This window comes from Acetobacterium sp. (genome assembly GCF_041752335.1).
Classification (GTDB): domain Bacteria; phylum Bacillota; class Clostridia; order Eubacteriales; family Eubacteriaceae; genus Acetobacterium.
The window spans coordinates 1-12,322 of sequence record NZ_JBGSHG010000059.1 but is presented as its reverse complement, the minus strand read 5'-3'; the positions used below and the strand labels follow the sequence as shown (position 1 = coordinate 12,322).

The window sequence follows — 12,322 nt, the reverse complement described above, 5'->3', positions numbered from 1 at the left end:
TGCCAAAAGCGGTCGACTTATTTTGAAGAAGAGAAGACAAAAAGGAAGAGAAAAATTATCAGCATAATCCTTTGTAGACCGTTTTTCAAAAGCGGTCTTTTGTTTAATAAAAATTAAGGAGAATTCCTTTGGTGAAAATAACGTCCCTGAGCAAGGAAAATGAATTTAAACGTGTTTTTAAAGTTGGGGATGTTTTCGGAAACAAAGTTTTTGTGATCTATTATATTAAGAACGAAGAAAATACTAATCGTTTGGGGATAATAGTCAGCAAAAAAGTTTCTAAAAAAGCTGTGGTTAGAAATAAGGTAAAAAGACGAATAAAAGAGGCATATCGTCTTAATGAAGATTCTTTTTCAAAAGGTTATGATATTATTCTAATTGCTAAGGAATCCATTAAAGAAGTGCCATATAGTAGTTTGGAAAAGTCGTTAAAACATTTGTTTTATAAGAAGAATCTCATGAGGCCATAGGATGTTCAAGAAATTCCTCGTTTTAATCGTTAGAGGATATCAAAAATTTATTTCTCCTCTATTAGGAAATAATTGTCGTTTCAGTCCCACTTGTTCAGAGTATTTTATTTTGGCCGTTGAAAAATACGGTGTCATAAAGGGAAGCTATTTGGGTGGAAGACGCATTTTGAGATGTCATCCTTTTAATCCCGGGGGATATGATCCCCTTCCTTAGTAACATTTAGGGAAAAAAACTTAAGGAGTTAATGAATGGAGTTTTTATACCAGATCTTTGGTTGGATGCTTCTACAAATTTACAACATTGTTGGAAATTATGGAGTGGCAATCATTTTATTTACAATATTAATGAAAGTATTATTACTTCCTCTTAATATTAAACAAACCAAATCAATGAAGGATATGCAACGCCTTCAGCCGGAATTACAAAAGCTTAACAAAAAGTATAAAAATAATAAAGAAAAGTTAAATGAAGAAACCTTAAAACTGTACAAAACGTTTAAGGTTAATCCGGCCGGTGGTTGCTTACCATTATTATTGCAATTTCCAATATTAATTGGTCTATATGGTACGTTAAGAGCTCCGGATATTTGGGTATTTCCAAATGGGATCATTGAGACGATAGATATGTCTTTTTTATGGATGAGTAGTTTGAGCCTCCCAGATCCAATTTATGTATTACCGATCTTGGCTGCTTTATTTACCTTTATCACTCAGAAATTTACGATGGCAGCGCAACCGGCGACTAATCCGGATGATCCCAATGCTAAAACTCAGAAAATTATGCTTTATGCCATGCCGCTGATGATTGGATATATTTCTATTTCGATGCCGGCCGGGGTTGCCCTTTACTGGGTTGTCCAGAACGTCTTTACCTTTGTGCAACAATTTATTATGATGCGCATTCCTGAACCGGATATTTCCATCGAAGAAGCGGAGCGCCGGGTCCGCGAAGCGGAAGAAGAAAGAAAGGCTGAATTAGCGGCCAAACGGGCGGCAGCCAATCCTAATGCCCCCAAAGACAGTAAAAAAGATCACAGTGACGAGTCGAAAAAGCCCTTAACTCGGCCGGCTTCTCATAAAAAGATACAGAGTTCAAAATCCTATCAGCCAGCGGAGCAACAGCGGAAAAAACCATCAGTTGAAATTCCCGAGCGCGACGCAGCTCAGGAAGAAGCCTATCAAAAAGCCAAGGAACGTTATGATAATAAGTAAAATGATGACTGAAAGCTAAGGAGAGGGAAAATGAATAAGACAGTAACGGGTACTGGTAAAACCGTAGAAGATGCTATTAACCATGGTTTGCAACAGCTTGGTGTGACGAAAGAACAAGTTGAAACAAATGTATTACAAGTACCAGACAGTGGGTTAATGAAGATTTTTGGAAAAAAAGAAGCCATTGTTGAGGTATCACTGATAAATAATCCTGAACAGCGGGCCCTTGATTTTTTAAATGAGGTTCTCGAGGCCATGAAAATCAGTTGTAAAATCCATACCCGTCTTGAGGATAAAGTATTATTCATTGATCTGGAAGGTAAGGATATGGGCGTCTTGATTGGACGTCGTGGCCAAACCCTCGATTCTCTCCAATATTTAGTCAGTTTAGTTATTAACAGACAGCATGAAGAATATGTTCGGGTTATTCTGGACACTGAAAATTACCGGGCTAAGCGGGAAAAGACACTGGAAGATCTGGGCGAAAAAATGGCCAACAAAGCGGTTTATTATCAGAAAAAAATGCTGCTGGAACCAATGAATCCTTCGGAAAGACGGGTCATCCATGCCAAACTTCAAAATCACGATAAGGTCTTTACCTTTAGTGAGGGGGAAGAACCTTACCGCCGGGTTGTTATCCAGTTAAAAGATAAAAACTAAGAGGTAAAAGAAAATATCAGGGCACTTTGCAAGTTAGCTTAAGAGTTAATTGTAAAGTGCTTTTTTAATGAGCGATACTTGTCAACCCAAGGGTTTTATTATATTATAATAGATTAGGAAACGATTATTGAGACAGGAGAAAAAATTGGAAGTCTTATTACAAAACGAGGATACCATTGCAGCGGTAGCCACCGGTATGGGTGGAGCCGGAATTGGTATCATACGAATCAGCGGACCTAAAGCTGTGGTATTGGGAAATAAGCTGTTTGTCAATCCCCGGGGAAAAACCCTGGTCGCAGCCAAAAGTCATGAATTGATTTACGGACGCATTGTCGATCCAACGTCAAAAAAGGATATTGATGAGGTGCTCATTTCTAAAATGATTGCACCTCACTCCTATACGGCCGAAGATGTGGTGGAAATTAACTGTCATGGGGGAATTGTCCCGATGCGTAAAATACTAAAACTGGTAATTCAATCCGGGGCCCGCCTGGCTGAACCCGGTGAATTTACCAAGCGGGCTTTTTTAAATGGGCGCTTGGACCTGACCCAGGCTGAAGCCGTTATTGATATTATCAATGCTAAAACCGAAAAAAGTCTGGAATATTCGGTGGCCCAACTGGAAGGGCGAATGTCGCAGAAACTGGAAGAACTGGATGAGATCCTGGTGGGGATTTTATCCCATATGGAAGTCAATATTGATTATCCCGAATATGATATTGAAGAAATTTCCTATGATTTTGTCAATAGTCAGATCTTGACGCTGTTAGCCAGGATAAAAGAAATCCTGGTGGTGGCAGAAACCGGAAAGATTTACCGGGAAGGCATCACCACCGCGATTCTCGGTGAGCCGAATGTGGGAAAATCATCATTATTAAATACCTTGTTAATGGAAAACAAAGCGATTGTCACTGATATTCCCGGAACAACCCGGGATACCATTGAAGAGTATCTTAATATTGAAGGGATTCCCTTTAAAATTATTGATACTGCCGGGATTAGAGAAACGGATAATCTGGTGGAAAAAATCGGCGTGGAAAAATCCCGGTCGCTTTTGAACCAAACTAATCTTGTGATTTTTATGCGGGACATCTCAAAGGAGATGTCCGTCGGGGAAAAGGAACTGATTGAGTTATTGAAAAACCGCAAGACCATTTATATTGCCAATAAGACCGACGCCATCTCTGGAAGTGATATTGAGATCCCGGAACCATGGATCCCGATGTCGCTACTGGAAGATCAGGGAATTGAGACACTGCGACAAAAAATGTTGGAAATGGTTTTTGAGGGTACTGTCAATCAGGATGCAGACTATTTGATCACCAATACCCGGCACATTCAATTATTAGAAACAACCAGGAACAGTCTGGAAAATGCCATCGCAACGATGGCCAGCCAGATGCCCCTGGAACTCGTCAGTATTGACGTCATGGATGCCCTGGAGGCGCTTCGGGGAATCACCGGCAAGGCTGTGGGGATGGATATCATCGATCAGATTTTTAAAAATTTTTGCATTGGAAAGTAGAGGAAAGAGAATGACATACCCAGGAGGAGACTACGATATTGTTGTCATTGGTGCCGGCCATGCTGGAGCTGAGGCAGCACTGGCCAGTGCCAGAATGGGACTGAAAACCCTGTTATTAACCATTAATCTGGATTCGGTGGCGATGATGCCCTGCAATCCGTCGATTGGTGGCACCGGAAAAGGACATCTTGTTAGAGAAATCGATGCCCTTGGTGGTGAAATGGCAAAAACCATTGATGCGACGATGATTCAGTGTAAGATGTTAAACACAGCAAAAGGTCCAGCGGTTCATTCATTGCGGGCCCAGGCCGATAAAAAAGCCTACCAGTTCCGGATGAAAGAAGTAATTGAGAACCAGGCAAACCTTCTTCTAAAACAGCAGGAAGCCACCGAAATTATAGTAAACGACGGAAAGATTACCGCTGTGATGGTTAATACCGGGGCGGTTTATAACTGTCAGTCAGCGATTATCTGCAGCGGCACCTATTTAAAAGGAAGCATTATCATCGGCGACGTTCAATATGACGGGGGTCCCAACGGGTTATTTCCGGCAATGTATTTATCTGACAGTCTGGAAAAAAACGGCATCGAGCTACAGCGTTTTAAAACCGGAACTCCGGCCCGGGTTGATGCAAAAACTCTGGATTATTCTAAAATGGTTATTCAGGAAGGGGATGAACATATTGTGCCTTTTTCTTTTGAAACGGATAAGATAGAAATCGATCAGGTTCCCTGCTACCTGACATATACAAACCCGGAAACCCATGCGATTATTAATGCCAATATCGAACGGTCACCGCTTTATACCGGGAAAGTTGTAGGGATTGGACCCCGTTACTGTCCTTCCATTGAAACTAAGGTGATGCGTTTCCACGACAAGGAAAGACATCAGATTTTCATGGAACCTGAAGGATTAAATACCAATGAAATCTACGTCCAGGGGATGTCATCAAGTTTGCCTGAGGATGTTCAGATTGCCTTATACCGAACGGTTCCGGGAATGGAGAATGTCGAATTTATGCGCTCGGCCTATGCCATTGAATATGATTGCATCCATCCAACCCGATTAAAGGCGTCTTTGGAGTCTAAGCAGGTAGCGGGTTTGTTTTTTGCCGGTCAAATCAATGGCACATCCGGTTACGAAGAAGCGGGAGCCCAGGGTCTGATTGCCGGCATCAATGCTTCACTCTATATACGGGGTGAACAACCTATAATCATCGATCGTTCCGAAGGTTATATTGGGGTACTCATCGATGATATTATTACAAAGGGGATCGACGAACCCTATCGGATGATGACATCCCGAGCCGAATATCGATTATTATTACGACAGGATAACGCCGATCTGCGGTTAACTGAGATCGGATATCGCGTTGGGCTGATTAGCGAGAGTCGCTATCAGAAGTTTCAGGAGAAAAAGGAACAGATCAAACAGGAGATCATGCGTCTCAATCAGGTCATTGTCAAGCCCAATCAGGAAAATAACGAGGTGCTTAAATCTTTTGGCAGCTCAGAGATCCTGCATGGTTTATCGATCGGGGAACTGATCAGACGGCCGGAAGTCAAATATCGGCAAACTGGGATATTTGACCCGGAACGACCAGTCCTGCACTGGAGTGTGGTGGAACAGGTTGAAGTTCAGATTAAGTATGAAGGCTATATTAAAAAACAACTGCAGCAGGTGGAGCAATTTAAAAAATTAGAGCACAAGCTGATCCCGCCCGAACTTGATTACACCAAAATCGGCGGACTGCGGATCGAAGCGGCCGAAAAACTTCAGGAAATAAAGCCTTTGTCAATGGGACAAGCGTCACGAATTTCCGGGGTTTCGCCGGCGGATATTTCGGTTTTGTTAATTGCCATGGAACAGCGCCGAAGAAGTTCAGATAAGGATGGAACAGATAATGAATAATCGTATAGAAAAGTTGATTGCCCTGGGCAATGAGGTTGAGATAGCCATCAATGAAAAACAGGGCGAAAAGCTGATCGCTTATATGGATCAACTGCTAGAGAAGAATAAACACATCAATCTGACTCGGATTACCGATGAGGATGAGTTTATCAAGCTCCATTTATTAGATTCCCTGACCCTGCTTAAACTGATCAAAAACCCCCAGGCAAACATCATGGATGTGGGAACAGGTGGTGGCTTTCCGGGCATACCGCTTGCGATCCTGTTTGAAGATGCTGAGATTACGCTGATGGATTCCACTAAAAAAAAATTGAATGTTGTTCAGTCCATTGCCCAGGAGTTAGATATTACGAACGTTAAGATCCTCCATGGCAGAGCTGAAGAATTAGGACAAAACAGCGACTACCGGGAAAAATATGAAGTTGTCACATCCCGGGCGGTGGCAAACCTGACCCTTCTTTCTGAATATTGTTTGCCGCTGACAAAGGTGGGAGGACAGTTTTTATCGATGAAAGGAAGAGACTACCAGGATGAGTTGGAGGCGGCCAGAAAGCCAATCGCCGTTTTAGGTGGGAAAATAATTGAAATAGAAAAGGGTTTATTACTGCAAAGCGATTATGTTCATGTTATAATGAATGTGGAAAAAATTAAACCGACACCCGATCTTTTTCCGCGAATAAACGGCAAGATTAAAAATGAAGCATTTCCAGTATAATGATTAAATTAACAAGATGAAATAAAGGGTTTTGTGATAACATTTGGCCTGATTTTCAAGAGATGTTTCACGTGAAACATCTCTTGAAAATAAAAACATGCAGGTGGTTAATAACCTGCATGTTTCACGTGAAACATGAGACTGGCAAAAACCAGCATCGCCAGAGTTTAAAGGGCAAGCGTGTTTGACAGTTTCAATTAAACACAGAGCGAGTGACTAAATTTAAGGAGTAGAATATGGCGAAAATCGTGGCAGTATTTAATCAAAAAGGTGGGGTTGGAAAAACAACCACAAATATCAACTTAACCACTGCCCTTAGTTTGGAAGGATACCGGATTCTGGTTGTCGATATCGATCCCCAGGGAAATACCAGTAGTGGATTCGGAATTGAAAAGAACAATTTAAAAAAAAGCGTCTACCATGGAATCATCCACGGCGATGACCTTAAAGAGATTATTCTGACAACTTCTTATGATAATCTTCATATTCTTCCATCCCATCCAGATCTGGCCGGGGCAGAGATTGAACTGACGAATATGCCGCAGCGAGAATTGCGCCTTAAAAATAGTATTGAAAATGTCAAACCATTCTATGATTATATATTTATTGACTGCCCACCATCATTAGGATTATTGACAATTAATGCCCTGGCAATGACAAATACGGTATTGATCCCGATCCAATGCGAGTTTTATGCCTTGGAAGGGGTGAGCCAACTGATGAATACCATTAGTCTGGTAAAACAGGGATTAAATCCGCAACTGGAAATTGAGGGAGTACTGATGACCATGTTCGACAGCCGGACCAACTTATCAAATCAGGTTGTGGATGAAGTGGTCGACTATTTTAAAGATAAGGTTTATGAAACGATGATTCCCAGAAATGTACGGTTGGCAGAAGCACCCAGTTACGGGCAGACTATTTTTGAATATGCCAGTGCATCAAAAGGATCAAAAGCATATCTGGCCCTTGCAAAAGAGTTTATACAGAGACAGGAGTAGTTATGGGAAAAAACACAGGTTTGGGAAAAGGGCTGAGGGCATTGTTTCCCGAGGAAGCGGTGGTTACCTCACAAGAAGACGAAGTGTTGGAGGTTGATCTTGAAAAGCTTGTTTTTTATGTGAAGACAAATAATGTTCGGCCAAACCCGAAACAACCCCGAAAAACCTTTGATCGCGCTAAATTAGAAGAATTGGGAGCATCGATAAAAGAACACGGCATCGTCCAGCCGCTGGTGGTCAAACCGGAAACGAAGGGTTATACCATCATTGCGGGAGAACGACGCTGGCGGGCGGCCAATATGATTGGCCTGAAAGAGATTCCGGTGATCGTCAAAGATCTACCTCCGGAAGAAGTGCTGGAGATTGCCATTATCGAAAATGTCCAGCGGGAGAACCTGAATAGTATTGAAGAAGCCATGGCCTTTGAGGCGTTGATGGAGAACTTCAATCTGACCCAGGGTGAAATTGGTATTCGGATCGGAAAAAGCCGAACGGCTATTGCCAACACCCTCAGGCTGCTAAAATTACCGAAAACGATTCAAGACCAATTGGCGCAGGGACAGATTACCTCGGGTCATGCCCGGGCCATTCTAATTTTGGAAGATCCGGAAAAAATGGAAGCTTTTTCCAACGAGATTATTGAAAAAAGTATGAGTGTCAGGGAAGCTGAAAATCGCATCAAAAAAATGCAAACCATCGGTCTGGCAAAACCGTTGCAGAAGAAAAAAGAAGACAAGGGTTACATCATCGAAATCCAGGAGGCTTTGGAGAAAAAATTTGAGACCAAGGTTCATTTGAGCAATCGTGGGAAAAAAGGGAAAATTGAGTTTGTCTATTCATCATTGGAAGAATTGGATCGTCTGCTCGAACAATTGGGATATGAAAAAACAAACTAAAAGCAGTCAAATTATGACAATGTAATTATGAAATGGAGAAAATAATGAATCAAATTAAAAGAAAGAGACGATTGTCAGCCCTTGAAGCGGCAGTATTAGGTAATATCTTATATATTGTGCTTGTTCTGATATTCAAAAATATATTTGATGTGATCAGAACTAGCGATTTTAACTATCTGTTCAATGGTATCCAATTATTGACCATTGGTATATTCTGGATTACTTTATTTGCAATCTGCTTTAAGAGTATCAGCGGCAACGAAAAACCAAAGGCGTTAAGATATGTTCTTTACAGTCTTATTCCGATTATTGTCTTAACTGGGACCTTAACCATTGTTTCCACGATGTCCCCGGGACAGGATACGAACAGTATCTGGAATCAATTTGCTTTTATTGCAGCACCCACCATTTTCTGGTATCTGCCATATGGATTGATTTATCAATTAATTGGTAGTGAAATATCAATTTTTGTGTTTTTCGGAATTGGATTAGTATTTACCATTGTGTTTCAGATGATCGGGATTGGTTTAGGACGGGTTCTGGGTCGCAAGTACTGGGAAGAAACTAAAGCTGAAGATCAACGGGATCTGGAGTATGATTTGGAAACGAAGAAAGAAAAGAAAAAACCCCGAAAAAAATCACGAATACCAAAACGCGAAAGTATTGGGCTCGAAGGTCTTTCCAATGAACAGATTAACGAAGGGTTCACTCCCAAAGAGCCGGAAACCATGAACATGACAGAAGTAATTATTGATGATACCTATGCGGCACCAGAACGGACGAATTATAATAAACCGCGCCGGAGCAAATCGGAATCCGGAATTTTCGAAACGATTGATCCCGTCGAAGAAAGCCGCTATTCCTCAGAAAAAGTTCAGCCATCCTATGAGGCCGAAATAAAGCCAGCGGCCATGCCTGAAATTTCGACAGAAACGGGAATTAGCAAGGCACAGTCAGAAACAGTCGACGACTGGAATCTGTCTCATCCTATCGAAATGGAACATCAGCATAAAGGGTTGAACCAGCATGAAGAAACAGATGATAAATCCTTTTTAATGGAAACCAGTGCTGTTCGGATCATCAATGAAGAAGACATCGAAGAATACTATAGGAATAAAAAATGAGTTTCTCGGCATTGACATCACTTGATTTTATTTGCATCCTGATTTGCTCGCTTTCAGGAATCATAGGATACAAACGAGGTGCAATAAATACCCTGATCAGTTTCGGGGGATTTATTGCTTCTTTTGTAATAGCCTGGATATTTTCGCAACTACTGGCCGACTGGCTGATTCAGTCGGGCTTGCTTAACAGCTTGTTTGAAACCATCAATGTGGAAGCAGTTTCCCAGTCGCTGATGGAACTGGGCGCCCAGCAAAACGGTTTAACTACCTCACTGCTGGGAGAAACGGCTATGGGCGGAGGCCAATCTATAATGGAGCAGAGTCTCACCGCGGTGTCAGAACTGATCATGCACGGCATTGCCCAAAGCATCAGTTTTGGGATCATTGTCCTCGGAGTTTCTGTCTTATGCTGGATACTGCAGACCATTTTTATGGGAATCTCAAAAGTTCCTGTTATCGGAGCAATCAATCACCTGGCAGGAATGCTGATTGGATTGATTTTAGGAGGTACGATCATCGCAGTCATGTTGTGGGTATTTGCAGTCATCAATCTTTCAACCGGAGGCGTGTCAAATCTGCCAACTGCCGAAAATAGTAACCTGTTGCAGATTTTGGCACCAATGGCACTTAACTAGATGGGAATTCAATAGGAGAGGGTAATGGAATATTTAACAACAAGTTTTTCATCCTATTTAAGTCAAATTGATTTTTCAAGTCTTTTGCATAAAGGTCTGATTACGGGAATTGTCCTGATCGCCGTTGTGATCAGTTTAAAGATTACCTTCAGCGTTGTCGATCGTATTTTTAATGGTGAAAAAAATGGGCTTGAACCGAGAGATTCCCGGCGGATTGTGACATTAAACCGTGTCACAAAAACTGCCGCCAGAGCGAGTATCTGGACCCTGGCGGGTCTGATTATCCTGGGGCAGTTTATCAATGTCGGTTCGTTGTTGGCTGTAGCCGGAGTCGGTACGCTGGCCATTGGGTTTGGTGCCCAGGGGATTGTGGAAGACGTGATGAGTGGATTTGTGATTGTTTTTGAAAATCAATTCAGTGTTGGTGATTATGTGATCATCGACGAAACTCATTATGGCATTGTCGAGGCTATTGGTATTCGCACCACCAGTGTCCGGGAATTCAATGGCGGCCTCTTTATTATTCATAATGGGAAAATTGATCGCTTAGTCAACTATTCCAAGGGGCATATGAAAGCCATCGTGGAGGTCGGAATTGCCTATGAGGAAGATGCGAACAAGGTAATGAAAATACTGGAAGAAGTTTGTGAAGATCTATATGAAAATCATGAAGAGTTATTTAAAATTCGTCCGGAAATTCAGGGAATAACCCGACTTGATCCATCAGCTGTTATTATACGTGTCGTTTGCGATGAGGATGCATCGTCAAAATTTGCGGCAGAAAATTTGCTGAGGCAGCGTATAAAAGAGGTTTTTGATGAAGAAGGGATCGAAATTCCTTACAATAAAACAGTCATATACAATCGTGATTCAGTCAGAGGCACGAATGAAAAAGAAGCAGAGGTAAAAAATGGAGACTAAGGTTTATGGATTAGGGGATCGGGTAGAAATGAAAAAAAAGCATCCTTGCGGAAGCTTTGAGTGGGAAATTATCCGGGTTGGAGCAGACATTAAAATAAAATGTCTGGGTTGCGGCCATATTGTCATGCTGCAACGATCAAAATTCAATAAACAGATAAAGAAAATTCTGAGTAGTGAGAGTAAGGGAGAAGTATGAAAACTTTTTTTAAGACCCAATGGCATGGAGCTGAAACCTACTTTGAAAAAAACCTGAAACCTACTTTTTATTTTTGCCTGGCTTTTTTTGGTATCATGATCGTATTAAATACCTTGCTTTTTCTCAGTGATCCAGCATTGAGTCAAAGTTATTTTAATGAACTTCAGTCTTTGTTTAATCAGAAGGAATTTCTTGATGGTACGGGAGTAGAATTATGGTTCGGCATTTTTTTAAATAATATCATCGCCAGCGGAATCAGCAGCCTTTTGGGCGTTATTCCTTTTTTATTCTTGCCGATGTTTTCGTTGGCTTCCAATGCCATTATTATTGGTCTGATTGGAGCGGTTTATCAAACAAATGGCATTGGTTGGTTTGCGTTTCTAGTTGGTGTTTTGCCTCATGGTTTGATTGAGATTCCGGCCCTGATTTTAGGGGTAACCCTGGGAGTACATCTCTGTTTTAAACTGTCGAAAACAATTTTAAGAAAAAACTTTAAAGGTGAGTTAAAACAGGCTGTGATCGGATGTTTGCGAATTTATATATTATGGTTAATTCCGCTTTTTTTTATTGCGTCATTTATAGAAACATTTATAACACCAATTCTATTTAATGCGGTTGTGCCGGTTTAAAATAAAAAAACAAAAAAACACTTGCATGAATTACAAGATATGATATAATTAAAAACTGTAATCCTTGCTTGCTGGAAAAGTGAGCCATAGTCCATGAGGAGGTGAAATGGAATGAGAGTATACGAAACATTATTTGTTTTAAAACCGGATCTTGAAAAAGAAGCGATTGAAGAATTAGTAGGCAAAGTGAAGGCTGTAATTGAAGCAGCTGGAGAAATTGAAAAAGTCGACGAATGGGGCAAAAGAAAATTAGCCTACGAAATCGATAAAAAGTATCAAGAAGGATTCTACGTATTAGTAGACTTCAAAGCTGAGAACTCAGTACTTGATGCATTAGATCATTTATACAAAATTAACGAACAGTTTATTCGAAGCATCGTTATTAAAAAAGAGAAATAGGGGGCAGTTCTGTGAATAAAGTAATTT

At 41.1% G+C, this 12,322-nt stretch carries 16 protein-coding genes; all 16 read left to right on the top strand.

The window, feature by feature from the left end; all coding sequences use genetic code 11:
• Positions 1-67 (top strand): 50S ribosomal protein L34 (locus ACEW8F_RS07780; protein ID WP_373482906.1); only part of this gene is annotated, 67 nt, incomplete at its 5' end.
• A gap of 64 nt (positions 68-131) precedes the next feature.
• Positions 132-470, top strand: a complete 339-nt coding sequence (gene rnpA / locus ACEW8F_RS07775; RefSeq protein WP_373482905.1) for a ribonuclease P protein component — start codon at positions 132-134, stop codon at positions 468-470.
• Position 471: 1 nt separating this feature from the next.
• Entirely contained in the window at positions 472-684 is a 213-nt protein-coding gene (yidD, locus tag ACEW8F_RS07770; RefSeq protein ID WP_373482904.1) for a membrane protein insertion efficiency factor YidD, read from the top strand.
• Between the two features lie 35 nt (positions 685-719).
• Entirely contained in the window at positions 720-1,682 is a 963-nt protein-coding gene (locus ACEW8F_RS07765; RefSeq protein WP_373482903.1) for a YidC/Oxa1 family membrane protein insertase, read from the top strand.
• A 30-nt stretch (positions 1,683-1,712) separates the two neighbouring features.
• Positions 1,713-2,342: an RNA-binding cell elongation regulator Jag/EloR gene (gene jag / locus ACEW8F_RS07760; protein WP_373482902.1), complete on the top strand. Its 630-nt coding sequence runs from the start codon at positions 1,713-1,715 to the stop codon at positions 2,340-2,342.
• Positions 2,343-2,487: 145 nt separating this feature from the next.
• The gene (mnmE, locus tag ACEW8F_RS07755) at positions 2,488-3,867 is read left to right on the top strand and encodes a tRNA uridine-5-carboxymethylaminomethyl(34) synthesis GTPase MnmE (RefSeq protein ID WP_373482901.1); all 1,380 of its coding nucleotides are present in this window, start codon (positions 2,488-2,490) and stop codon (positions 3,865-3,867) included.
• 10 nt (positions 3,868-3,877) lie between these two features.
• A complete protein-coding gene (mnmG, locus tag ACEW8F_RS07750) occupies positions 3,878-5,779 on the top strand; it encodes a tRNA uridine-5-carboxymethylaminomethyl(34) synthesis enzyme MnmG (protein WP_373482900.1) in 1,902 nt (633 codons plus the stop codon).
• Positions 5,772-6,494, top strand: a complete 723-nt coding sequence (rsmG, locus tag ACEW8F_RS07745; RefSeq protein WP_373482899.1) for a 16S rRNA (guanine(527)-N(7))-methyltransferase RsmG — start codon at positions 5,772-5,774, stop codon at positions 6,492-6,494. Before mnmG ends, rsmG begins: the two co-directional genes overlap by 8 nt.
• Positions 6,495-6,730: 236 nt before the next feature.
• A complete protein-coding gene (locus ACEW8F_RS07740) occupies positions 6,731-7,495 on the top strand; it encodes a ParA family protein (protein WP_373482898.1) in 765 nt (254 codons plus the stop codon).
• A gap of 2 nt (positions 7,496-7,497) precedes the next feature.
• Positions 7,498-8,391 (top strand): ParB/RepB/Spo0J family partition protein, encoded by an 894-nt coding sequence (locus ACEW8F_RS07735; RefSeq protein ID WP_373482897.1) that lies wholly within the window; start codon positions 7,498-7,500, stop codon positions 8,389-8,391.
• A gap of 44 nt (positions 8,392-8,435) precedes the next feature.
• Complete coding sequence (locus ACEW8F_RS07730) at positions 8,436-9,515, top strand: hypothetical protein (protein ID WP_373482896.1); 1,080 nt, start codon at positions 8,436-8,438, stop codon at positions 9,513-9,515.
• Entirely contained in the window at positions 9,512-10,150 is a 639-nt protein-coding gene (locus ACEW8F_RS07725) for a CvpA family protein (protein WP_373482895.1), read from the top strand. The genes ACEW8F_RS07730 and ACEW8F_RS07725 overlap by 4 nt, the downstream gene beginning before the upstream one ends.
• A 24-nt stretch (positions 10,151-10,174) precedes the next feature.
• Positions 10,175-11,071 (top strand): mechanosensitive ion channel family protein, encoded by an 897-nt coding sequence (locus ACEW8F_RS07720; RefSeq protein ID WP_373482894.1) that lies wholly within the window; start codon positions 10,175-10,177, stop codon positions 11,069-11,071.
• A complete protein-coding gene (locus tag ACEW8F_RS07715; RefSeq protein WP_373482893.1) occupies positions 11,061-11,267 on the top strand; it encodes a DUF951 domain-containing protein in 207 nt (68 codons plus the stop codon). The genes ACEW8F_RS07720 and ACEW8F_RS07715 overlap by 11 nt, the downstream gene beginning before the upstream one ends.
• A complete protein-coding gene (locus ACEW8F_RS07710; RefSeq protein WP_373482892.1) occupies positions 11,264-11,896 on the top strand; it encodes a stage II sporulation protein M in 633 nt (210 codons plus the stop codon). The genes ACEW8F_RS07715 and ACEW8F_RS07710 overlap by 4 nt, the downstream gene beginning before the upstream one ends.
• A 111-nt stretch (positions 11,897-12,007) precedes the next feature.
• Positions 12,008-12,295, top strand: a complete 288-nt coding sequence (gene rpsF / locus ACEW8F_RS07705) for a 30S ribosomal protein S6 (RefSeq protein WP_026394927.1) — start codon at positions 12,008-12,010, stop codon at positions 12,293-12,295.
• The last annotated feature ends 27 nt before the right edge of the window (positions 12,296-12,322 follow it).